We start from the raw sequence: 24,814 nt of genomic DNA, 5'->3' as shown, positions 1-24,814 counted from the left end.
TCTTAAAATAGCCCGCCCTGGATGGGGAGAAATTAAAAGACGAGGTGTAAATAACGATGGCGAATGCATATAAGCAAGCAGGAGTAGATATTGAAGCTGGATATGAAGCGGTATCTCGCATGAAAAAACACGTACAAACAACTATGAGAAAAGAAGTACTAGGCGGTTTAGGCGGTTTTGGAGGTATGTTTGATCTATCAAAATTTGCATTAGAAGAACCTGTATTAGTATCTGGAACAGATGGCGTGGGAACGAAATTGATGCTCGCTTTTATGGCAGATAAACATGACACAATTGGTATTGATGCAGTAGCAATGTGTGTAAATGATATTGTTGTCCAAGGAGCAGAGCCGCTTTTCTTCCTTGATTATATTGCTTGCGGTAAAGCTGAACCTAGTAAAATTGAAAACATCGTCAAAGGTATATCAGAGGGCTGTCGCCAAGCTGGTTGTGCATTAATCGGTGGAGAAACAGCTGAAATGCCAGGAATGTATTCTACGGAAGAATATGATTTAGCTGGTTTTACAGTTGGGATTGTTGATAAAAAGAAAATTGTAACAGGTGAAAAGATTGAAGCTGGTCACGTGCTAATTGGCTTAGCATCTAGCGGTATTCATAGCAATGGTTACTCTTTAGTACGAAAAGTGTTACTAGAAGATGGGGAACTATCTTTAGAGCGTATTTATGGCCGCTTAGAACTACCTCTTGGTGAAGAATTATTAAAACCAACGAAAATTTATGTCAAACCTATTTTAGAACTATTGAAGAAACATGAAGTATACGGTATGGCGCATATTACAGGTGGTGGATTTATTGAAAATATTCCACGCATGTTGCCAGAAGGAATCGGTGCCGAGATTGAACTAGGATCTTGGGAAATTCAGCCGATCTTTAGTTTGCTTCAAGAAGTTGGAAAACTGGAAGAAAAAGAAATGTTCAATATTTTTAACATGGGTATTGGTATGGTAGTAGCAGTGAAGGAAGAAGATGCAAAAGATGTTGTTCGTCTTCTTGAAGAGCAAGGAGAAATGGCTCGTATTATTGGACGTACTATACAAGGAGCTGGCGTTACTTTTAATGGGGGCACAGCACTATGAGTAGATTAGCAGTTTTTGCTTCTGGAAGCGGATCTAACTTTCAATCTCTCGTTAATGCGGTAGAAGAAAAAAGATTGGATGCAGAAATTAGTTTATTAGTATGTGATAAACCAGAAGCACGCGCTGTTGGACGGGCAAATTATCATCATATTCCGTGTTTTGCTTTTTCAGCGAAAGCATATGAGTCAAAAGAAGCATTTGAAAAAGAGATATTAAAGAAGCTAGAAGAATATGAAATTGATTATGTTATTTTAGCTGGATATATGCGGTTAATCGGGCCGACGTTACTAGAAGCATACGGCGGGAAGATTATTAATATTCATCCATCATTACTACCGAGCTTTCCGGGTAAAGATGCTGTCGGTCAAGCGTTAGAAGCAGGTGTGAAAGTAACTGGAGTAACAATTCATTATGTAGATGCAGGTATGGATACAGGGCCAATTATTGCGCAAGAAGCAGTGGTTGTTTCTGAAGGGGATACGAGAGAAAGTTTACAAAAGAAAATTCAACAAGTTGAACATAAATTATACGTAAATACAGTGAATCAAATTGTTCAGTCTGTGAAAGAATCAACTGTTAACTAACATACAACCAGGGGTGAAGGATAAATGAAAAAGCGTGCATTAGTAAGTGTTTCAGATAAAACAGGAGTAGTAGAATTTGTTAAAGGGTTACTAGAACAAGGGATTGAAGTTATTTCAACAGGTGGTACGAAAAAGTTATTAGAAGAAAACGGTTTACAAGTAATTGGTATTTCTGAAGTAACTGGTTTCCCTGAAATTATGGATGGCCGTGTGAAAACGTTACATCCAAATATTCATGGTGGTCTATTAGCAGTTCGTGATAATGAAACACATGTAACACAAATGAATGAATTAGGTATGGAGCCAATTGACTTTGTTGTTGTTAACTTATATCCATTTAAAGAAACAATCGCTAAGCTTGATGTAACATTTGCTGATGCAATTGAAAATATTGATATCGGTGGCCCGACAATGATTCGCTCTGCTGCGAAAAATCATAAATTCGTATCTGTAATTGTAGATCCAGTAGATTATGATATTGTGTTAGCAGAACTGAAAGAGAACGGTGAAGTAGCAGAGGAAACGAAACGTAAACTAGCAGCGAAAGTATTCCGTCATACAGCAGCGTATGATGCGTTAATTTCTAACTACTTAACAGAGCAAATGGGTGAAGAAAGTCCAGAAACATTAACTGTGACATTTGAGAAAAAGCAAGACTTACGTTATGGCGAGAACCCACATCAAAAAGCAACTTTCTATAAAGCGCCATTCGCAGCAACTTCTTCTGTTGCATACGCAGAACAATTACACGGTAAAGAATTATCGTATAACAATATTAATGATGCAGACGCAGCGCTTAGCATCGTAAAAGAATTTACAGAACCAGCAGTAGTAGCAGTAAAACATATGAATCCATGTGGTGTTGGAGTAGGAACTAATATTCACGAAGCATATACTCGTGCTTATGAAGCAGATCCAGTATCAATCTTCGGCGGTATTATTGCAGCAAATCGTGAAATTGATAAAGCTACAGCAGAAAAGTTACATGAAATTTTCTTAGAAATTGTTATCGCACCTTCGTTCTCGCAAGAAGCTTTAGAAGTGTTGCAAAGTAAGAAGAACTTACGTTTATTAACTATAAATATTGAAAAAGCGACAAGTGCAAGCAAAAAACTAACTTCTGTACAAGGTGGACTTCTCGTTCAAGAGGAAGATACGTTATCATTAGATGAAAGTACAATTTCAATTCCAACGAAACGTGAACCTTCAGAGCAAGAATGGAAAGATTTAAAACTAGCTTGGAAAGTTGTAAAACATGTGAAATCAAATGCAATTGTTTTAGCGAAAGATGACATGACAATTGGTGTCGGTGCGGGACAGATGAACCGTGTAGGTTCTGCAAAAATCGCGATTACACAAGCTGGTGAAAAAGCACAAGGTAGCGCGCTTGCATCTGATGCTTTCTTCCCAATGCCAGATACATTAGAAGAAGCAGCAAAAGCGGGAATTACAGCAATCATTCAACCAGGCGGATCGATCCGTGATGAAGATTCTATTAAAGTGGCAGATACGTATGGGATTGCTATGGTGTTCACTGGCGTACGTCATTTCAAACACTAATAGAGGATGTTTAAAAAGTCCGGTCAAGATAACCTTCGCATGTCGTCGTTGCATCGCCAGTGCGGTACTTATGTAGGAAAGCTACACTCCGTGTCCTCCTGGCAAATGCGCCTAGACCTGCTCGGTGCTCTTGATCCTCCTTTTAAACCTTTATTGAGATGGATGTTTAAAAAGTCCGGTCAAGATAACCTTTTATTGATATGAAAAAGCAAACTAGGAGCATAGCTTCTAGTTTGTACTTATTTAATTATTGGGGGATGAAATATGAATGTTTTAGTAATTGGCCGCGGTGGGCGTGAGCATGCTTTAGCTTGGAAGTTTGCACAATCTGCAAAAGTGAAAAAGGTATATGTAGCACCAGGTAATGAAGGTATGCGAGATGTTGCAATACCAGTTGATATTGATGAAAATGATTTTGATGCATTAGTTTTATTTGCCAAAGAGAATAATGTGGAATTAACTTTCGTTGGACCAGAAATTCCACTTATGAATGGAATTGTTGATCGTTTTAAAGAAGAGGGACTTCGCGTATTTGGTCCGAATAAAGCGGCTGCTGTTATTGAAGGTAGTAAAGCTTTTACAAAAGAGCTTATGAAAAAGTATGATATTCCAACTGGGGCGTACGAAACTTTTACCGATTATGAAGAAGCAGTACAGTACATTCAAAAAGTTGGTGCACCAATCGTTATTAAAGCTGACGGATTAGCTGCTGGTAAAGGGGTAACGGTAGCAATGACGCTTGAAGAGGCATTACAAGCTGTGAAAGAAATGCTACAAGATGTGAAATTCGGCGCGGCAAGTAAGAAGATCGTTATTGAAGAGTTTTTAGATGGACAAGAATTTTCATTAATGGCATTCGTGAATGGAACAACTGTACATCCAATGGTAATCGCCCAAGATCATAAAAGAGCTTTTGATGGTGATAAAGGTCCAAATACGGGCGGAATGGGTGCATATTCTCCAGTACCACAAATTCCAGAATCAGCAGTTCAAGAAGCGATTCAAACCGTATTACATCCAACTGCTAAGGCGATGATTGCAGAAAACCGTTCGTTTACAGGTATTTTATACGCAGGTCTTATTTTAACAAATGATGGTCCGAAGGTAATTGAATTTAATGCACGCTTCGGTGATCCTGAAACAGAAGTTGTATTACCTCGCTTAGAAAATGATTTAGTTGACGTATGTAACGCTGTATTAGATGAAAGTGAACTAACGTTACAATGGTCAGAAGAAGCTGTAATCGGTGTTGTACTTGCTTCTAAAGGATATCCAGAAGCATATAAAAAAGGTGATATTATTAGTGGACTAGATGCACTGCAAGATGTGATTGTTTTCCATGCAGGTACAGCAATGAAACATGGGGACTTTGTAACGAACGGTGGCCGTGTATTATTTGTTGCTTGTAAGGCAAATAGTTTACAAGAAGCAAAAGATAAAGTATATAAAGAAATCGGTAAAATTGAGAGTGATGGTCTATTTTATCGAAGTGATATAGGATATCGTGCAATTGGGCATGAGATGACGAAAAGTTAATATGTAAAAATCCCGCTGAGGAATCAGCGGGATTTTTTATGCATCTTTATCTTTTTTTAATTTCCCTTTTTGCTTTGCCATTTCTCGAAGTAAATACTCGATGTGTGCATTGACGCTACGAAATTCATCATTTGCCCATTTTTCGATGACTGCGTGTAATTCAGGATCAATACGTAATGGAAAGCTTTTCTTTTTAGCCATAATTACTTATAGCCCTTAGTATAGGCTTCCTGTATTAATAACTGGTTGCGCACCTTTATCTGAAACGATGGCAACTAATAAGTTGTTTACCATATTTGCTTTACGCTCGTCATCGAGTTCTAGTACGCCTTCTTCATCTAACATATGGATGGAATCTTTCGCCATCTTCACAGCACCTTCAACAATTTCTTTTCTAGCAGCTAATACTGCTTTTGCTTGCTGGCGTTGTAGCATTGCATGGGCAATTTCTGTTGCGTAAGCTAAGTGCGTTAAACGAGTTTCTAATACTTCTACACCAGCAATTTCAAGACGCGCCTCTAATTCACGTTTTAATTCTTCAGAGATTTCTTCAGTATTTCCGCGTAACGTAACGCAGGTTTCATCTTGGAAATTGTCATAAGGATATTTTGTTGCAACATGGCGGATTGCCGTTTCGCTTTGAATTTCTACAAATCGATCATAATGTTCAACACCAAACATTGCTTTTGCAGAATCAACAACTTTATATACGATAACAGCTGCAATTTCAATTGGATTTCCATCAACGTCATTTACTTTTAATTTTTTACTGTTAAAGTTTTCAACACGTAAAGATACAGTTTGACGGAATGCGAACGGAATCGTTAAAAATAAACCGTTTTGACGAATTGTTCCTAAATAATTACCGAAGAACGTAATAACCTTCGCTTGATTCGGTTGAACAATACCGATACCTGTAGCGAGAACTGCGGCTAATATAATAGTTAGTGCCGCTCCTATGAAAATTTCTTGTGCAAGGAAAAATACACCGATAGCAGCTAAAATCAAAATTCCAATAATACCGAGAAAACCATTTACATAAAATACTTGTTTTTCTTTCATATGATCGCCTCCTGATATAAAAATGATATCACTTTTATATCATTTTAAGCAAGAGGTATACACCTAATTTTCTGAATTTTATTGATTGATATCTTTTATATACATTTTAAGGCCGAAAAAGAGAATGTACGTTCTGTTTTATGGTAAAATAAAGAAGACTTAACCGCCCACTGCAGCAGCTAAGTCCCTTTGAGAGCATCTTGCATCGTGACAAATGATTCAAAGCGGTTTTGCCAGGATTATATTTTCAATCGCTGACTCAATCTCTTTGTCAGAAGCGTCATAACTTCCTTTTGACTTTGGCTTGTCATGAGTGGAAGTTTGATTCACTTCTTCTTTAGCATGTCCTTTTTCAGCAAAATTCATGCTAGGCATTTTAAATGCCCCCATATTCATGTATTTTCCGAATTTCCACATTTCAACAACAGGGCAGAAACGAACAATTCCTTCTGCAACTTTCATTGCACCAATCCATAGAAAAATGTTAGACCAAGTGCACCACGGCTTGCGTACAAGTTTAGTTGCACTACATCCGAAGAGGACAAGCCCAAGTGTAATTCGAATTAGAGCGTTTATTGTCCCGATATTTTGCTTCATTAGAAAAACACTCCTTTTTATGAAAGTTGAAATAGATAATACTATTTCTTTTATTAGTATCCCGTTTGATTTTTGGGATATGTAATCCAACATTTGACGTGGAAAAAGATGTTGGAATGTGCGTGTGTGTAAGTAACTTTTTTTGTTATAATGAAAGAATGCATAAAAGGAACTTCAAAATTAAATCCTCTAGTTTAAAAAATATGGAAGAGGTAATTCCAAACTTAATTCTCCGTTTTAAACAAATATTTAAGATGAAGTTAAAACAATAATGATGAAAATAAACTGTTATTTTGAACAGAAATATATATAACTAGAGAAAAGGAAGGGTGTTTTCATGTACGATATTTCCGGATGGAAACATGTATTTAAGCTTGATCCAAATAAGGAGTTAAGCGATGAACATTTAGAAATGATTTGTGAGTCTGGAACTGATGCGGTTATTGTAGGCGGAAGTGATGGAGTTACAATTGATAACGTATTACACATGCTAGTTAGCATTCGTAGATATGCAGTTCCTTGTGTATTAGAGGTTTCTGATGTAGAAGCAATTACACCAGGATTTGATTTTTATTACATCCCAAGTGTTTTAAATAGCCGAAAAGTAGAATGGGTAACAGGTGTTCATCATGAGGCATTGAAAGAATTTGGGGATATTATGGACTGGGACGAAATTTTTATGGAAGGGTATTGTGTTTTAAATCCAGAAGCGAAAGTAGCCCAGCTTACAGAAGCGAAATGTGATTTAACAGAAGATGACGTTATTGCATATGCTCGTTTAGCAGACAAGTTATTACATTTACCGATATTTTATTTAGAATATAGCGGTACGTATGGAGATGTTGAACTTGTTAAAAATGTAAAAGCAGAATTGAAACAAGCTAAGTTATACTATGGCGGTGGTATTTCTAATGCAGAACAGGCGAAAGAAATGGCACAATATGCTGATACAGTAGTTGTTGGAAATATTATTTATGATGATATAAAATTGGCGTTAAAAACAGTTAAAGCAGTAAAAGGAGAGTAGGTGCAGGCGTATATGAGTATGACAGATAGATTATTAAACGGTTTAAATCCACAGCAACAAAAAGCAGTCCAAACAACGAATGGACCACTTCTATTAATGGCAGGTGCAGGTAGTGGTAAGACACGTGTGTTAACACATCGTATTGCGTATTTACTTGGTGAAAAAGGTGTAGCACCATGGAATGTACTAGCTATTACCTTCACAAATAAAGCAGCTCGTGAAATGCGTGAGCGTATTGATACACTTGTGGGACCAGAAGCAGAAGATATTTGGATTTCGACGTTCCACTCTATGTGTGTACGTATTTTACGACGGGATATCGATCGTATTGGTATTAATCGTAACTTTACAATCTTAGATTCAGGCGATCAGCTAACTGTAGTCAAAAAAATTATGAAAGAGCGCAATATTGATCCGAAGAAATTTGAGCCGCGCTCTATTTTAGCGGGTATTAGTAATGCGAAAAATGAACTGTTATCTGCGGATAAATATGCAAAAAAAATTACAATGGCTGATCCATATGAAAAATTAACGAGCGATGTATACACAGAGTATCAAAAACGTCTTTTGAAAAATAATTCATTAGACTTTGATGATTTAATTATGACCACGATTCAGTTATTTGAACGTGTTCCAGAAGTATTAGAGTTTTATCAGCGTAAGTTCCAATATATTCACGTTGATGAGTATCAAGATACGAACAAAGCGCAATATCTTCTTGTTAAACATTTGGCAGCGCGTTTTAAAAATCTTTGCGTTGTAGGTGACTCTGACCAGTCTATTTATCGCTGGCGTGGTGCAGATATTTCTAACATTTTGTCGTTCGAAAAAGACTATGAGAATGCACAAGTAATTTTGTTAGAACAAAACTATCGTTCGTCACAAAATATTTTAAATGCAGCGAATGCTGTTATTGAAAAAAATACGAATCGTAAGCCGAAGAAATTATGGACAGACAATCAAGTTGGAAGTAAAATCTCGTATTATCGTGCTGCAACTGAAAAGGACGAAGCGTATTTTGTTGCGAAAAAAATTCGTGACGATATTCAAATGGGGAAACGAAAATATACTGATTTTGCAGTGTTATATCGTACGAATGCTCAGTCTCGTATGGTCGAGGAGATTTTCCTTAAATCTAACATTCCGTACAAAATTGTCGGGGGTACGAAGTTCTACGACCGTAAAGAGATTAAAGATATTTTGGCGTACTTACGTTTAATCGGTAATCCAGATGATGAAATTAGTTTTGCACGTATTATTAACATGCCAAAGCGTGGTATTGGTGCGACTTCTATCGATAAAATTATTAATTACGGTGTGCAAAACGGAATTTCATTAACTGCTGTATTTGATGAAATTGAGCATGTTGGAGTAAGTGCAAAAATTACAAAGGCAGTAAAAGAATTTGCGAATTTATTAAATAACTGGGTAAATATGCAAGAGTATTTATCTGTTACAGAATTAGTAGAAGAAGTTATTGAAAAAACAGGCTATCGCGATATGTTGAAAAATGAACGTTCTTTAGAAGCGGAAGGTCGTTTAGAAAACTTAGACGAGTTCTTATCTGTTACGCAAACATTTGAATCTCAAAGCGAAGATAAGAGCCTTGTTGCATTCTTAACAGATTTAGCACTTGTTGCTGATATTGATCGTGTAGATGAAGACCCAACTGCTGGTGAAGAAGTTATTTTAATGACGATGCACTCAGCGAAAGGATTAGAGTTCCCGGTTGTGTTTATTGTTGGCTTAGAGGAAGGGATATTCCCTCATACTCGTTCTCTTATGGAAGAGGATGAAATGCAAGAAGAACGTCGTCTTGCTTATGTAGGTATTACCCGTGCAGAAGAAGAGCTATATTTATCTAACGCGCAAATGCGTACTTTATTTGGTAGAACAAGTATGAACGCTGCGTCTCGATTCATTACAGAAATCCCGACAGAACTAGTGGAATCATTAAATGAAACAGCGCCAAAGCGTGAAACATCGTTTGGTGCAAAAGGCAGAACGGCAAGTAGCGGCAAAACGACAATCACAACGACAACACGCTCTCGTTCAGCTTTCGCGCGCCCTGCAGCTAAGACTAAGACGACAGGCGGCGAACAAATTGGCTGGGCAGTAGGAGATAAAGCTTCCCACCAAAAATGGGGAGTCGGTACAGTTGTAAGTGTAAAAGGTGAAGGTGATGCAAAAGAATTAGATATTGCATTCCCAAGCCCAATTGGTGTTAAACGTTTGTTAGCAAAATTTGCACCTGTGACGAAACAATAGAAAGGAATGAGGATATGTCAAAAGAGATAGCAAAAAAACGTATAGAAGAACTGCGTGATTTATTAAATACATTTAACTATCAATATCACGTATTAGACAATCCTTCTGTTTCTGATGCGGAATATGACCGTAATATGCAGGAGCTTATAAAATTAGAAGCAGAGAACCCAGAGTTTATGAGTGAAGATTCTCCCTCCGTTCGCGTTGGGGGGACTGTTCTTGATATATTTGAAAAAGTAACACATAAGTCACCAATGTTAAGTTTAGGAAATGCATTTAACGAAGGAGATTTACGTGATTTCGACAGAAGAGTACGTCAAGGAATTGATAGTGCGAATGTAAGATATATATGTGAATTAAAAATTGACGGGCTTGCCGTGTCGCTTCATTATGAAAAAGGACGCTTCATTCAAGGGGCGACACGTGGTGATGGTGTAACGGGTGAAGATATTACTCAAAATTTAAAAACGATTAAAGCTATCCCACTTCGTTTAAATGAAGAAGTAACGTTAGAAGCACGAGGCGAAGCTTATATGCCGAAGCGTTCATTCGTTAAACTAAATGAAGAAAAAGAGCAAAATGGAGAAGATGTATTTGCGAATCCGCGTAATGCAGCAGCAGGTTCAATACGTCAACTTGATCCGAAAATTGCAGCGAAGCGTAACTTATCTATGTTTGTGTATGGTCTTGCGAATGTAGAAGAAAAAACAATTCCATCACATAGTGAATCGCTTGATTTCTTAGGTGAACTTGGATTTAAGACAAATCCAAATCGCCGTACATGTGAAACAATTGAAGAAGTTATAGCTTATGTAGAAGAATGGCAAGAAAAACGTCCGCATCTTGATTATGAGATTGATGGAATCGTTATAAAAGTAGATGATGTTGCCCTTCAAGAAAGTCTAGGAACTACAGCGAAGAGTCCAAGATGGGCGATTGCTTATAAATTCCCGGCTGAAGAAGTTGTAACGAGATTAACAGGCATTGAATTAAGTGTTGGCCGAACAGGAGTTGTAACACCGACTGCAGAACTAGAGCCAGTGAGAGTTGCTGGTACGATTGTTCGTCGTGCTTCTTTACATAACGAGGATTTAATTCGTGAAAAAGACATTCGAATTGGTGACTACGTTGTTGTGAAGAAGGCTGGAGATATTATTCCTGAAGTTGTGAACGTTATTTTTGATAAGCGTACTGGTGAGGAAGAAGAATACCGCATGCCAACTCATTGTCCAGCATGTGAGAGTGAACTTGTTCGTTTAGAAGAAGAAGTAGCACTTCGTTGTATAAATCCAACTTGTCCTGCTCAAATTCGAGAAGGGTTAATCCATTTCGTTTCAAGAAATGCAATGAATATTGATGGACTTGGAGAACGTGTCATTACACAACTCTTTGATGCTGATTACATTCGTACATTTGCTGATTTATATGCATTGACGAAAGAGCAATTATTACAGTTAGAACGTTTTGGTGAAAAATCAGCAACAAACTTAATACAAGCAATTGAAAATTCTAAAGAAAACTCGTTAGAGCGATTATTATTTGGTCTTGGAATTCGCCACGTTGGAGCGAAAGCAGCACGTACATTTGCAGAGCACTTTGAAACGATGGATGAGCTTGTAAAAGCAACGGAAGAAGAACTAAAAGCAATTAATGAAATTGGCGAAAAAATGGCTCAATCTGTTGTGACATATTTTGATAATGAAGATGTATTAGAGTTATTACAGCAGTTTAAAGAGTATGGCGTGAATATGACATACAAAGGTATAAAAATTGCAGATTTACAAAATGTTGAATGTTACTTCGCAGGAAAAACGGTTGTTTTAACAGGTAAGCTAGAAGTTATGGGGCGAAGTGAAGCGAAGAAGAAGATTGAGGCATTAGGTGGAAAAGTAACGGGAAGTGTTAGTAAGAGTACGGATTTAGTTGTTGCAGGTGAAGCGGCTGGTTCGAAATTAGCACAAGCGGAGAAACATAATGTTGAGGTTTGGAATGAAGAGAGGTTCTTACAAGAGCTAAATAAGTAAGAGGTGCAAACTTACCATGAAAAAAATAGCATTAGCGGTATTAAGCCTTGGCCTACTTGTAAGTGGGTGTAGTGCAGGTGCCGACAAAGATGAAAAAGTGGCTGAGAAATCGGGGAAAGCAAAAGAACAATCAGTTGTTCCAAAATACGCTATTTCGGATGAATATTATAAGACGACTATTCCATTTGATGGTGGAAATGCACGTGGTTTAGTGGTGCAAGGGTTAAATAGTCGTCTTGATATAGATGAATTTGAAACAGGGTTAATGCGAATTGCAAAAGAATCATTTAGTACGAAAGATAATTTTTTAAAAGGCGGAAAAGCTCTAGATACTCAAACTATACAGATGCTTGTTAAAAGAAAACGTACAGATGCTGAACAAAAGGAACTAGAGGACAAATTAAAAAAAGATGCAGTTAAATTTCCTAATATAGGATTAAACCCTGCATTAGGAACAGGATCCGAATCACTAGAAGTGAAAAATAAAAAAAATCCAATATATATTTCAAATATTTTAGAGCATGATTATTATGTGAAAAAAGGCGATAACGGCGAGGAACGCGTTGGTATGGTAGTTGGATTAGCAATGAATTCTGTTCAATATTTTAACGAAGAGCATGGTTATCCACGTGAAGCTGCAATCCCGGATGAAAAGATGTTAGCTGAAGGGAAAAAAATGGCGCAAGAAATTTTGAAAGTCATACATCAAAAAGAACCTGAAACCAAAAATATTCCAATAACATTTGCGATTTATCGCCAAGCTCCAAAGTCTTCGCTCGTGCCAGGTAACTTTGTTTCTTATGCAAATGCCGAAAAAGGTAGTGAAACGGTTGAAGATTGGCAACAAATTAATGAAAAATATTATTTGTTCCCATCAGAGCAAGCGAAAACAGATAATAAACGTGAAGACCTTGCAAGAGTATCCAACTTTAAGGCAAAACTAAGCGATTATTTCCAAGGCGACTATACAGCTGTTATTGGTACTGGTATGTATAGAGATGATGAATTAAGAGAAATGAAGCTTGATATTCCTGTCCAGTTTAATGGAAAAGCTGAAATAGTTGGTTTTACACAATATGTGGCAGGGCTTGTTATGGAATACTTCCCGAATTATATGAAAGTACAAGTAACGATTAAATCTGTAGAACGCCCAGAAGCTATTATTATACGTGAAGCAAAACAAGATGAACCACTTGTGAAGATTTTAGATTAAATATGAAGGCTGTTCCTCTATGGAACAGCTTTTTTTCTTATGTAATTTTGTTATAATTTAAAATGTTGTAAAAAATAGGGGTAAGGGGTAAATCTCATGGAAGAATTAAGTTTTCAAGTCATTATTTTATTAATTGCATTCGGTTTTTTAGCAGCTTTTATTGATTCCGTTGTTGGAGGAGGAGGGTTAATTTCGCTTCCTGCGCTTATGTTTGTTGGCTTATCGCCAGCTTCGGCAATTGCAACGAATAAATTAGCGGCAACAATGGGGACGTTTACGAGTGCGATGTATTTTATTCGATCAGGAAAAGTTGATTTTAAAATTGTAGGAAAGTTAATCCCGTTAACTATTGTTGGAGCTGTTGCAGGTGCTTTAGTAGTAAAATTTATTCCACCGGATATTTTACGCCCATTAGTACTTGTAATGTTGGTATTTATTGCTATTTATATTATTGCAAAAAAGAATTGGGGAAGTGTGTCTACCTATAAGAAGATGACGCAAAGAAAAACATTAATATTTTTCTTTGCTATTTTAATGATAGGATTTTATGATGGATTTTTTGGACCAGGGACAGGGTCGTTTTTAATTTTTGCATTTTTATTAATTGGCTTGGATTTTATTCAAGCGGCAGCATCTGGAAAACTTTTGAACTTTGTTAGTAATATTGTATCTTTAATTACTTTTTTATTTTTAGATATAATTCATTTTGAATACGGTATTATCATGGGATTATCAATGATCTTAGGTGCTTATTTTGGATCGAAGTTTGCGGTTCAAAAAGGTGTTGGATATGTAAGGGCTTTATTTTTATTAGTTACTATATTATTGATCGGGAAAAATGTTTTGGAATATACTCATATTTTGTAGATTCATACGCATGTATGAATCTCTTTTTTTTATTATATTTTAAAAATTTATTAATTTTTAAAATATAAGTCTAGGAATATTTGAATAAATCTAAATTATCGTGTAGAATAATGTTGTAAAATGTAAACGTTTTTCTAAGGGGAGGCTAAAAAAAATGGTAGTAGCATACAAACATGAGCCATTTACAGATTTTTCAGTGGAGGCTAACAAATTAGCGTTTGAAGAAGGTTTAAAGAAAGTAGAATCTTATCTTGGACAAGACTATCCATTAATTATTGGGGGAGAAAAAATCACTACAGAAGACAAAATTGTTTCTGTAAACCCTGCAAATAAAGAGGAACTTGTTGGTCGTGTTTCAAAAGCAAGCCGTGAGTTAGCTGAAAAAGCAATGCAAGTAGCGGATGAAACATTCCAAACTTGGAGAAAATCAAAGCCAGAAATGCGTGCAGACATTTTATTCCGTGCTGCAGCAATCGTTCGTCGCAGAAAACATGAATTCTCTGCTATTCTTGTAAAAGAAGCAGGTAAGCCATGGAATGAGGCAGATGCTGATACAGCAGAAGCAATCGACTTTATGGAATATTATGGTCGTCAAATGTTAAAATTAAAAGACGGTATTCCAGTAGAAAGCCGTCCAATTGAATATAATCGTTTCTCTTACATTCCATTAGGAGTAGGTGTTATCATTTCTCCTTGGAACTTCCCATTCGCAATTATGGCAGGTATGACAACAGCTGCTTTAGTTTCTGGTAACACAGTATTACTAAAACCAGCTAGTACAACTCCTGTAGTAGCAGCGAAATTTATGGAAGTATTAGAAGAAGCTGGCTTACCAGCTGGCGTAGTAAACTTCGTTCCAGGTAACGGTTCTGAAGTTGGTGACTACTTAGTAGATCATCCTCGTACACGTTTCGTAAGCTTCACGGGATCTCGTGATGTAGGTATCCGCATCTATGAGCGTGCAGCGAAAGTAAACCCAGGACAAATTTGGTTAAAACGCGTTATCGCTGAAATGGGCGGTAAAGATACAATCGTTGTTGATAAAGAAGCAGATCTTGAATTAGCAGCTAAGTCTATCGTTGCATCAGCATTCGGATTCTCAGGACAAAAATGTTCTGCATGTTCTCGTGCAGTAATCCATGAAGATGTATATGATCATGTATTAAATCGTGCTGTTGAATTAACAAAAGAATTAACAGTTGCTAACCCAGCAGTATTAGGTACAAACATGGGTCCTGTTAATGACCAAGCTGCATTCGATAAAGTAATGAGCTATGTTGCAATTGGTAAAGAAGAAGGTAGAATCTTAGCAGGTGGCGAAGGAGACGATTCTAAAGGCTGGTTCATCCAACCAACAATCGTTGCTGACGTTGCAGAAGATGCTCGCTTAATGAAAGAAGAAATCTTCGGACCAGTAGTAGCATTCTGTAAAGCGAAAGACTTCGATCATGCACTTGCAATTGCAAATAATACGGAATACGGTTTAACAGGTGCTGTTATTACTAACAACCGTGACCATATTGAAAAAGCACGCGAAGACTTCCACGTTGGTAACTTATACTTCAACCGTGGATGTACTGGTGCAATCGTAGGTTACCAACCATTCGGTGGCTTTAACATGTCTGGTACAGACTCTAAAGCTGGTGGACCTGATTACTTAGCACTTCACATGCAAGCAAAAACTACTTCTGAAACTTTATAAGAAATAGTAGAGGAGCTCTTCACAGAATGTGAAGAGCTCCTTTTAAAATTGAAATCCTATATATTACCATCGTTCGAAGGGAATGAGCTAAAACCTATTAATAGCGGGATAAACATGTGAACAGAAATAAAATGATGAGAAAAGTTGACTTATTAGTCATATTTTTTAGTATTCATTTTGAGAATTTCCTGTATAATACAATTTGAAAGAAAATCTATGGTTCGACAAGGAACACTCCTTTCGGTTTTGCTCACTGAAAGGAGTGTTTTTTTATGTAGCTAAAAATTCTTGCGTGCTTATTACATTTGCATATACGCCATTTAAACTAGCTAAAATTGTATTGTGAATGTAAACAGCTGGTATAGTAGCGTTCTTAAAAGACAGGTCTTTTGTAGCACAAGCATCATGTATAACGGTACATTGAAAGCCAAAATCGAATGCAGCCCTTACTGTAGCATCGATACACATATGAGTCATCATCCCACATACAACGACATGTTCAATATTTAAACGTTTTAATTGCTCTAGAAGATTAGTTTCTCGGAAGCTATTTGGATAATGTTTGACTATAACTGTTTCTTCTCTAAGTGGACGTACGCTTTCGTGAATATGTACACCTTCTGTATTAGGTAGGAAAAAAGTAGCGTCATCTTTTATAGCTACGTGTTGGATATGAAGAATAGGTTCGCTGTTTGTTCTAAAGTGTTGTAATAACTGATTAGCATATTTGCTTGCTTCTACTGGATTACGCAATTCCATCTTTCCATTTGGGAAATAATCGTTTTGAATATCGACGAGTAAAAGAGCTGTTTTCATATATTTATCTTCCTCCGAGTTTCATATTCAAATAAATTTATTCAATTCGTAGAGAGGATTCTCCTGTTTAAAAATATGAGGAAGAAGAATTTTAAATAACCTTGAAAGTTACTATTTTCTCATGAATTTTCATCTGAAAATTTTAATAAAGGAATAATTAATATTTTTCTAAAAAATGTATTGACTCTTATTATTCTGAGTTCTATAATGAGAATTAATTAAACGACAATTAAATCGATACATTCTTATCCAGAGAGGTGGAGGGACTGGCCCTACGATACCTCAGCAACGGGTTTTTTTAATACCGTGCTAACTCCAGCAAGCCATATAAAGGCTTGGAAGATGAGAAGATGTGAACGAGTACATATAAGTGCTCTCCTTCTTATCTTTATGGTTGATAAGAAGGAGAGCACTTTTTATTTTACCTCGAAAGCTCTACTTCAAGTTTTTACAGCATATAGGAGGGGAAAAAATGATTTCTTTTAACAATGTAAGTAAAGTGTGTGAATCAGCTGGGCAATCTGTTCATGCGGTGGAGGATGTAACATTATCAGTTGAGAAAGGCGAAATTTTTGGCATTATTGGTTTTAGTGGCGCTGGAAAGAGTACGTTATTACGCTTAGTAAATATGTTAGAGAGACCGACGGCAGGAACGATTTCAATAGATGATAAAGATATTACATCATTATCGACGAAAGAATTACGTAAACTGAGACAAAGAATTGGAATGATTTTTCAAAGTTTTAATTTATTTAATTCAAGAACAGTATTTGGAAATATTGCTTATCCATTAAAGTTAGCGAAAGTGCCAAAGAATGAGATAAAAGAAAGAGTAAATGAACTGCTGAAGTTTGTAGGGTTAGAAGATAAAGCAAACTATTACCCAGAGCAGCTATCAGGTGGACAAAAGCAGCGTGTGGGCATTGCTAGAGCACTTGCGACATCGCCAGATATTCTTATATGTGATGAGGCAACATCAGCCTTAGATCCAGAAACAACGACAGAAATTCTAAACTTATTAAAGAAAGTAAATAGAGAATACAATTTAACAATTCTTCTTATTACACATGAAATGCATGTTGTGAAAGAAATTTGTCACCGTGTAGCTGTAATGGAGAAGGGAAAAGTTATTGAAGAAGGAAAACTGTTTGATGTTTTCACGCAACCAAAAACAAAGACGACTCAAAACTTTGTACGTTCTGTCATTAATGATCATTTACCGGAAAGTGTTCTAGCGAAAATTCAAAATGGTGGTCAAATTTATCGTCTAACATTTACTGGTGAGGAGACAGGACAGCCGGTACTATCATATATCGCAAAAAACTATAACGTCGATGTAAATGTACTGTACGGAAATATTATTGAACTTCAAAATGTGCTATTTGGAAATCTTCTTGTAGAGTTGCAAGGGGAGCAGAGGGAAATTCAAAAAGCATTACAACATCTAAGACTGCAAGTGCAGCTGAAGGAGGTAGAAGCTCATGCGAGTTGATTGGAGTATATTTTGGCCGCGCATACTAGATGCGACGGGGGATACCCTCTTAATGGTAATTGTAACCCTTATATTCGCTACAATTCTTGGTATACCTCTAGGTTTACTTTTATATGTAACGAGAAAAGGAAACTTTTTAGAAAATAAATGGGTCTTTTCTATTCTTAACATCATAATTAATACAATTCGTCCGGTACCATTCATTATCTTTTTAGTAGCCTTAAGTCCACTAACAAGAAGTGTTATCGGAACGACGATTGGAACAGCAGCGGCAATTTTCCCGATGACGTTAGTCGCATCAATTGGTATTGCTAGAATGGTTGAAACAAACCTTGTTTCCGTTCCGAAAGGAGTAATTGAGGCAGCACAAGCAATGGGCGCCTCGCCAATTAGAATTGTTTTTGAAATCCTTGTACCAGAAGCGTTAGCGCCATTAATCTTAGGTGTCACATTTATGACAGTTGGTTTAATTGAATTTTCTGCAGTTGCTGGGCTTGTCGGTGGTGGCGGTCTTGGTGATTTAGCAATGACATATGGTTATCAACGTTTTGATACATCAGTTATGTTCGTAACGGTCGTGTTACTTATTATTCTCGTACAGATAGCTCAAAATTTAGGGAATTACTTTGCGAAAGTCTTGTTACGCAGATCATAAAAAGGAAGAGAGGAAAAGAGAATGAAGAAAATTTTAGCATTTGCATTATCAGCGATTGTAGGAGTCTCAGCATTAAGCGGCTGCTCAAGTGGAGACACGGGTGCAGGAGCGAAAGAAAAAGTAGTTCGCGTCGGTGTAACTGGAACGGATGGAGACGCTTGGGAAATTTTGAAGAAAAAAGCTGAAAAAGAAGGGATTAAGATTAAACTGGTGGAGTTCTCCGATTACACAACGCCAAATAAAGCGTTAGCTGATGGAGATATTGAACTAAACTCATTCCAGCATATTGCGTTCTTAGAGCAATTTAAAAAGGAACATAAGTTAGATATTACAGCTGTTGGTACAACACAAATTGCACCAATGGGTTTATACTCTGAAAAATATAAGAAATCAAATGAAATCCCAGATGGTTCAGAAATTGCAATTCCAAACGATCCAACGAACCAAGCACGTGCATTAAAACTTCTTGATGCAGCTGGATTATTAAAGCTGAAAAAGGATTTTGGTCTATTTGGAGATCCAAGTGGTATTGCTGAAAATCCGAAGAAATTAAAAATTACACCGGTTATCGCACAGCAAACACCTCGTGTGTTAAAAGATGTAGCGGCATCAGTTATTAATAACGGTGTTGCTGGTCAAGCTGGATTAGATCCAGCGAAGGATCCTATTTTCTTAGAAGATCCAAAGAATGAAAATGCGAAGCCTTATATTAATATTTTCGCAGCTCGTACGAAAGATAAAGATGATCCAACACTGAAAAAAGTAATTGAATTATACCATTCAAAAGAAGTAACAGATGCAATTAAGAAAGAAACAAATGATGGTTCAATTTCAGTAGATCTTTCACTTGAGGAGCTTGAAAAAATCGTAAAATAATGATTGGGTTTAATGGACTAACAGAAGGAACCCCTCCGCTGTTAGTTCGTTCAACATATAAACTTAACAAACAAACCCTAATTCTGTACCTTCCAATTTTGTATAACGTAGAATCCAATGTTTGTTAAGTAGAGTAATGGACCAGGAGTTTTCCTGGTCTTTTTTTATGAATGAAAATAGCTAGCGAACAGTAAGGTAATCTGAAAAACCAATTGTTTTAATTGTTTTTTCAGATTAGACAGAAAACTTTCTTTAAAATAGTATTCTTTTATGATAGATTTATAAATATAAAACTAGAATTTACATAAAAATCCATCATGGTAAATATACTTATCTATAATGGGTATACAGCTAACGAGGGGGAGAACGATGAGAAGACGTAATACGCAAGCGTTCACATTTTTAGCATGGACTTCATTTGTTTGTGCGCTTTCAGGTATGCTAATTGGGATTTATACGTTAGATGAAACGCTTAGTGTAAAAGGATACTATTTAATTGGAACATTATTTTTAACGATGTCTTGTTTTGTATTACAAAAAACAATTCGTGATAATGAAGAAGATAACGAGAGATTTCCAAAAAATAAACCGTTAGATAAAGAGTAAATTGTAAAGAAAGGCATTTGCCTTTCTTTTTTTATGTAAAAATGGCGTAAGTACTCTGTGTTGACTTGCTTGAAGTACTGAAAATTTGGTATCATCAATAGTATTGTAGATTGAACGATATATTATGGAGGTGGCCTAGCCGTGTCAAGAATTTCCGTTGAGAATGTAAAGCACGTAGCACATTTAGCACGTCTTGCAATTACTGATCAAGAAGCAGAAAAATTTCAAAAACAACTAGATGCAATTGTTACATTTGCAGAACAGTTAAATGAATTAGATACAACAGATGTAAAACCAACAACTCATGTATTAACTATGAAAAATGTTATGCGTGAAGATGTACCAGAAAAAGGTTTACCAGTTGAAGAAGTATTAAAAAATGCACCGGATCACAAAGATAATCAAATCCGTGTTCCAGCAGTATTAGAATAGAGGAGGGGAATTTCGATGTCATTATTTGATCATTCAGTATCAGAGTTACATAAGAAGTTAAACAACAAAGAAATTTCCGTTACGGATTTAGTAGAAGAATCTTACAAACGTATTGCGGATGTTGAAGATAACGTAAAAGCTTTTCTTACATTAGATGAAGAAAATGCACGCGCAAAAGCGAAAGAATTAGATGCAAAAATCGGCGCTGAAGATAATGGTTTATTATTCGGTATGCCAATTGGTGTAAAAGATAACATTGTAACTAACGGTCTTCGTACAACTTGTGCAAGCAAAATATTAGCAAACTTCGATCCAATTTATGATGCGACAGTTGTGCAAAAGCTAAAAGCTGCTGACACAATTACAATCGGTAAATTAAACATGGACGAGTTCGCAATGGGTTCTTCAAATGAAAACTCAGGATTCTACGCTACGAAAAACCCATGGAACTTAGATTACGTTCCAGGCGGATCTAGTGGTGGTTCTGCAGCAGCTGTAGCAGCAGGAGAAGTACTATTCTCTCTAGGTTCTGATACGGGTGGTTCTATCCGTCAGCCAGCTGCATATTGCGGTGTTGTAGGTTTAAAACCAACTTACGGACGCGTATCTCGTTACGGATTAGTAGCATTCGCATCTTCACTTGACCAAATCGGACCGATTACACGTACAGTAGAAGACAATGCATACTTATTACAAGCTATTTCAGGTATTGACCGCATGGATGCAACTTCTGCAAACGTTGAAGTTGGAAACTATTTAGCTGGTTTAACAGGCGATGTTAAAGGTTTACGCATTGCTGTACCGAAAGAATACTTAGGCGAAGGTGTTGGCGAAGAAGCTCGTGAGTCAGTACTAGCTGCTTTAAAAGTATTAGAAGGTATGGGCGCAACTTGGGAGGAAGTATCTCTTCCACACTCTAAATACGCTCTAGCAACGTATTACTTACTATCTTCTTCTGAAGCATCTGCTAACCTTTCACGCTTTGATGGCGTGCGTTACGGTGTTCGTTCTGATAATGTAAATAACTTATTAGATCTTTACAAAAACACACGTAGTGAAGGTTTCGGTGATGAAGTTAAACGTCGTATTATGCTTGGTACATTTGCTCTTAGCTCTGGTTACTATGATGCATATTACAAAAAAGCACAACAAGTACGTACATTAATTAAGAACGACTTTGAAAATGTATTTGCTAACTATGATGTTATTATTGGACCAACAACACCAACTCCGGCATTTAAAGTGGGAGAAAAAGTTGACGATCCAATGACAATGTATGCAAATGACATTTTAACAATCCCAGTAAACTTAGCGGGTGTTCCAGCGATTTCAGTTCCATGTGGATTCGGTGCTAACAACATGCCACTTGGTCTACAAATCATTGGTAAACACTTCGATGAAGCGACAATTTACCGCGTTGCACATGCGTTTGAGCAAGCAACAGACTATCATACAAAAAAAGCAAGTCTGTAAGGAGGCGAGCATAGATGAATTTAGAAACAATTATTGGTTTAGAGGTTCACGTTGAGTTAAAAACAAATTCGAAAATTTTCTCTGCGAGTCCAACAGAATTCGGAGCGGAGCCAAATACACAAACAAGTGTAATTGACTTAGGATACCCAGGGGTACTTCCTACTTTAAATAAAGAAGCAGTTAACTTTGCGATGAAAGCTGCAATGGCATTAAACTGTGAAATCGCAACGGAAACGAAGTTTGACCGTAAAAACTATTTCTATCCAGATAACCCGAAGGCTTACCAAATCTCTCAATTTGATAAGCCAATTGGTGAAAATGGTTGGATTGAAATCGAAGTAGACGGTAAAAAGAAACGTATCGGTATTACACGTCTTCATTTAGAAGAAGATGCTGGTAAATCAACGCATACAGCTGATGGTTCATTAGTAGACTACAACCGTCAAGGTATGCCTTTAATCGAGATCGTATCTGAGCCAGATATGCGTACGCCAGAAGAAGCATATGCATACTTAGAGAAGTTAAAATCAATCATTCAATACACTGGTGTATCTGATTGTAAGATGGAAGAAGGTTCCTTACGTTGTGATGCGAACATTTCTCTTCGTCCAGTTGGACAAGAGAAGTTCGGTACAAAAGCGGAACTGAAAAACTTAAACTCATTCGCTTACGTACAAAAAGGTCTTGAGCACGAGCAAGTGCGCCAAGAAAAAGAACTGTTATCTGGTGGTATCATCCAACAAGAAACACGTCGTTATGATGAAGCAACGAAGAAAACAATCTTAATGCGTGTGAAAGAAGGATCTGACGATTACCGTTACTTCCCGGAGCCAGACTTAGTTGAACTTTACATCGATGATGAGTGGAAAGAAGCAGTTCGAGCTTCTATTCCAGAACTTCCAGATGCACGTAAAGCTCGCTACGTTGCAGAACTAGGCTTACCAGCTTATGATGCACACGTGTTAACATTAACGAAAGAGATGTCTGATTTCTTTGAAGCAACTGTTGCAGACGGTGCTGATGCGAAATTAACATCGAACTGGTTAATGGGTGAAGTACTTGCATACTTAAACAAACAACAAAAAGAATTAAAAGACGTTGCATTAACGCCTGCTGGTTTATCTAAAATGGTTCAATTAATTGAAAAAGGTACAATTTCTTCTAAAATCGCGAAGAAAGTATTTAATGAATTAATTGAAAAAGGTGGAGACCCAGAAGAAATCGTTAAAGCGAAAGGTCTTGTTCAAATTTCTGACGAGGGTACACTTCGTAAAGTTGTAACAGAAATTCTTGATAATAATGAGCAATCTATCGAAGACTTTAAAAACGGTAAAGACCGTGCAATTGGCTTCTTAGTTGGTCAAATTATGAAAGCTACAAAAGGACAAGCAAATCCACCGCTTGTTAACAAAATCTTACTTGAAGAGATTAATAAGCGATAATAGTAGTAACTTTTAAAGATTAAGCAGAAAAACACCCGTACATGGGTGTTTTTCTAGGTTAATCAAACGTTTGTTTAAATGAGACAAAATCGTTTAAACAAACGTTTGATTAACTGTCAAAAGTGGAAAAATGTTTGTATAGCAACTATGGTATGATAGTTGCAAAAAGGTGGGAATAATGATAAATCTAAACATAGAGGTTTTTTTCATCTCATGAAATAATAGATAGTTATTATTCGTTATATGTAAATTTTTATGGAAGAATGGATAGAAATAAAGTGAAACTTTAATCAGTGGGAGGTTCATCCAACACTGATTATTAGCCCTCACCAATCGGGCATTTACTGCCCGCAAATAGCGGGATAAATTTTGGAGTCAAATAAAAAACCATTGAAATGAATATTTACTTTTGATGGACTACACGAATCGGGTTCTTACTGCCTGTTTGAGCGGGATAAAAGAAGGATAGCAAGATGAGAGGAGGTAGGCATGGGAATACTGAATAGAAGTTCAGTATGTTCTTTTTCGATACATAAAGAAATTTCCTGTGCTAATAAATGATGAAGCGAGCAAGAATTATTTATAATCCTACTTCTGGGCGTGAGCTATTTAAGAAGAGCTTACCAGAAGTATTACAAAAATTAGAACAAGCTGGCTATGAGACATCTTGTCATGCGACAACGGGTCCTGGAGACGCTACTGTGGCGGCGAGGCAAGCTGCGGATCGTAAGTTTGATGTTGTTATTGCGGCTGGTGGCGACGGTACATTAAATGAAGTAGTAAACGGTTTAGTTGGGCATGAATTCCGTCCGAAATTTGGAATTATTCCAGTTGGAACGACAAATGACTTTGCACGTGCAATTGGTGTACCTCGTTCTATTGAAGAGGCAGCAGATATTATTTGCGAAGGAAAAACAGTGCCATTAGACCTTGGTAGAGCGAACGATACATATTTTATTAACATCGCTGGTGGCGGTCGTATTACAGAATTAACATACGAAGTACCGAGTAAGTTAAAGACAGTATTAGGGCAGCTTGCTTATTACCTAAAAGGTATCGAGATGTTACCATCATTGCATCCGACATATGTTGAAATTGAGTATGATGGAAAGTTACTACAAGAAGAAATTACGATGTTTTTAATTACGAATACTCGTTCAGTAGGTGGATTTGAAAAGGTAGCACCGTATGCATCTATTAACGATGGGTTATTTGACCTATTAGTATTGAAAAAAGGTTCTATCGCTGATTTAATTAAAGCAGCAACACAAGCACAACGTGGTGAACATATTAATAATCCAAAAGTGTTATATACACAAGCGAACCGAATTAAAGTACATTCACCAGATAAACTAATGATTAATTTAGATGGTGAGTATGGTGGAGATGCACCGATGGAATTCGAAAATATATATCATTGTTTAGAACTATTTGTTCCTGAACATCAAGAGGATGCCCTGTAAAGGCATCCTTTTTTACTTTGTT

Annotated in this window: 21 protein-coding genes, 1 pseudogene and 1 riboswitch; of the genes and pseudogenes, 18 read left to right on the top strand and 4 right to left on the bottom strand. The window is 36.8% G+C overall.

The genetic code is table 11. The features are described from left to right. Positions 1–56 precede the first annotated feature (56 nt). From purM to purD, 4 genes are all read left to right on the top strand, one after another. Positions 57–1,097 (top strand): phosphoribosylformylglycinamidine cyclo-ligase, encoded by a 1,041-nt coding sequence (gene purM, locus MHH55_RS20430; protein WP_001262439.1) that lies wholly within the window; start codon positions 57–59, stop codon positions 1,095–1,097. Next, positions 1,094–1,681, top strand: a complete 588-nt coding sequence (gene purN / locus MHH55_RS20425; RefSeq protein ID WP_000088589.1) for a phosphoribosylglycinamide formyltransferase — start codon at positions 1,094–1,096, stop codon at positions 1,679–1,681. The genes purM and purN overlap by 4 nt, the downstream gene beginning before the upstream one ends. Positions 1,682–1,705: 24 nt before the next feature. After that, on the top strand, positions 1,706–3,241 hold the full coding sequence (purH, locus tag MHH55_RS20420; protein WP_078186619.1) for a bifunctional phosphoribosylaminoimidazolecarboxamide formyltransferase/IMP cyclohydrolase: 1,536 nt from the start codon (positions 1,706–1,708) through the stop codon (positions 3,239–3,241). Positions 3,242–3,505: 264 nt separating this feature from the next. Continuing rightward, positions 3,506–4,777: a phosphoribosylamine--glycine ligase gene (gene purD, locus MHH55_RS20415; RefSeq protein WP_074553595.1), complete on the top strand. Its 1,272-nt coding sequence runs from the start codon at positions 3,506–3,508 to the stop codon at positions 4,775–4,777. 36 nt (positions 4,778–4,813) lie between these two features. Here purD and MHH55_RS20410 read toward each other — a convergent pair whose 3' ends face one another. The 3 genes from MHH55_RS20410 to MHH55_RS20400 form a co-directional block, all read right to left on the bottom strand. Continuing rightward, positions 4,814–4,978, bottom strand: a complete 165-nt coding sequence (locus MHH55_RS20410) for a toxin-antitoxin system HicB family antitoxin (RefSeq protein ID WP_001085171.1) — start codon at positions 4,976–4,978, stop codon at positions 4,814–4,816. A gap of 15 nt (positions 4,979–4,993) precedes the next feature. Then, positions 4,994–5,839 (bottom strand): SPFH domain-containing protein, encoded by an 846-nt coding sequence (locus MHH55_RS20405; RefSeq protein ID WP_000660669.1) that lies wholly within the window; start codon positions 5,837–5,839, stop codon positions 4,994–4,996. Positions 5,840–6,058: 219 nt separating this feature from the next. Next, positions 6,059–6,436, bottom strand: a complete 378-nt coding sequence (locus tag MHH55_RS20400) for a YgaP family membrane protein (protein WP_000812346.1) — start codon at positions 6,434–6,436, stop codon at positions 6,059–6,061. A 337-nt stretch (positions 6,437–6,773) separates the two neighbouring features. Here MHH55_RS20400 and MHH55_RS20395 point away from each other — a divergent pair, with 337 nt between their 5' ends. From MHH55_RS20395 to pruA, 6 genes are all read left to right on the top strand, one after another. Continuing rightward, a complete protein-coding gene (locus MHH55_RS20395) occupies positions 6,774–7,463 on the top strand; it encodes a heptaprenylglyceryl phosphate synthase (protein ID WP_000272098.1) in 690 nt (229 codons plus the stop codon). Positions 7,464–7,475: 12 nt separating this feature from the next. Next, complete coding sequence (gene pcrA, locus MHH55_RS20390) at positions 7,476–9,731, top strand: DNA helicase PcrA (RefSeq protein WP_139362438.1); 2,256 nt, start codon at positions 7,476–7,478, stop codon at positions 9,729–9,731. Between the two features lie 14 nt (positions 9,732–9,745). Then, positions 9,746–11,755 (top strand): NAD-dependent DNA ligase LigA, encoded by a 2,010-nt coding sequence (gene ligA, locus MHH55_RS20385; protein ID WP_078186621.1) that lies wholly within the window; start codon positions 9,746–9,748, stop codon positions 11,753–11,755. A gap of 16 nt (positions 11,756–11,771) precedes the next feature. Continuing rightward, positions 11,772–12,968 (top strand): CamS family sex pheromone protein, encoded by a 1,197-nt coding sequence (locus MHH55_RS20380; protein WP_000717030.1) that lies wholly within the window; start codon positions 11,772–11,774, stop codon positions 12,966–12,968. 96 nt (positions 12,969–13,064) lie between these two features. Beyond that, positions 13,065–13,835, top strand: coding sequence for a TSUP family transporter (locus MHH55_RS20375; RefSeq protein WP_078186622.1), 771 nt, complete (start codon positions 13,065–13,067; stop codon positions 13,833–13,835). A gap of 154 nt (positions 13,836–13,989) precedes the next feature. Beyond that, positions 13,990–15,537 carry an L-glutamate gamma-semialdehyde dehydrogenase gene (pruA, locus tag MHH55_RS20370; RefSeq protein ID WP_000259555.1) on the top strand — a complete coding sequence of 516 codons (1,548 nt, stop codon included), beginning with the start codon at positions 13,990–13,992 and terminating at the stop codon, positions 15,535–15,537. 250 nt (positions 15,538–15,787) lie between these two features. Here the strand turns inward: pruA and MHH55_RS20365 are convergent. Further along, a pseudogene (locus MHH55_RS20365) lies at positions 15,788–16,353 on the bottom strand (cysteine hydrolase family protein). 242 nt (positions 16,354–16,595) lie between these two features. Further along, a riboswitch (SAM riboswitch) is annotated at positions 16,596–16,702 on the top strand. A gap of 123 nt (positions 16,703–16,825) precedes the next feature. On the opposite strand from MHH55_RS20365, the gene MHH55_RS20360 reads away from it, so the two are divergent. The 8 genes from MHH55_RS20360 (at position 16,826) to MHH55_RS20325 (ending at position 24,792) form a co-directional block, all read left to right on the top strand. Further along, positions 16,826–17,845, top strand: coding sequence for a methionine ABC transporter ATP-binding protein (locus MHH55_RS20360; RefSeq protein WP_078186623.1), 1,020 nt, complete (start codon positions 16,826–16,828; stop codon positions 17,843–17,845). Then, a complete protein-coding gene (locus MHH55_RS20355) occupies positions 17,835–18,500 on the top strand; it encodes a methionine ABC transporter permease (RefSeq protein ID WP_001261865.1) in 666 nt (221 codons plus the stop codon). The genes MHH55_RS20360 and MHH55_RS20355 overlap by 11 nt, the downstream gene beginning before the upstream one ends. Before the next feature lie 21 nt (positions 18,501–18,521). Continuing rightward, positions 18,522–19,376 carry a MetQ/NlpA family ABC transporter substrate-binding protein gene (locus tag MHH55_RS20350; protein ID WP_000721599.1) on the top strand — a complete coding sequence of 285 codons (855 nt, stop codon included), beginning with the start codon at positions 18,522–18,524 and terminating at the stop codon, positions 19,374–19,376. 369 nt (positions 19,377–19,745) lie between these two features. Beyond that, entirely contained in the window at positions 19,746–19,982 is a 237-nt protein-coding gene (locus MHH55_RS20345) for a YiaA/YiaB family inner membrane protein (RefSeq protein WP_001254393.1), read from the top strand. Positions 19,983–20,123: 141 nt separating this feature from the next. Further along, positions 20,124–20,414, top strand: a complete 291-nt coding sequence (gatC, locus tag MHH55_RS20340; protein WP_000086999.1) for an Asp-tRNA(Asn)/Glu-tRNA(Gln) amidotransferase subunit GatC — start codon at positions 20,124–20,126, stop codon at positions 20,412–20,414. Between the two features lie 15 nt (positions 20,415–20,429). Then, entirely contained in the window at positions 20,430–21,887 is a 1,458-nt protein-coding gene (gene gatA / locus MHH55_RS20335; protein WP_000051433.1) for an Asp-tRNA(Asn)/Glu-tRNA(Gln) amidotransferase subunit GatA, read from the top strand. 14 nt (positions 21,888–21,901) lie between these two features. Beyond that, positions 21,902–23,329, top strand: coding sequence for an Asp-tRNA(Asn)/Glu-tRNA(Gln) amidotransferase subunit GatB (gatB, locus tag MHH55_RS20330; protein WP_078186624.1), 1,428 nt, complete (start codon positions 21,902–21,904; stop codon positions 23,327–23,329). 557 nt (positions 23,330–23,886) lie between these two features. Then, entirely contained in the window at positions 23,887–24,792 is a 906-nt protein-coding gene (locus MHH55_RS20325; protein ID WP_000977679.1) for a diacylglycerol kinase, read from the top strand. The last annotated feature ends 22 nt before the right edge of the window (positions 24,793–24,814 follow it).

It is taken from the genome of Bacillus sp. FSL K6-2944, assembly GCF_038005385.1.
Lineage (GTDB): Bacteria > Bacillota > Bacilli > Bacillales > Bacillaceae_G > Bacillus_A > Bacillus_A cereus.
This window is presented reverse-complemented; position numbering and strand designations above follow the sequence as displayed.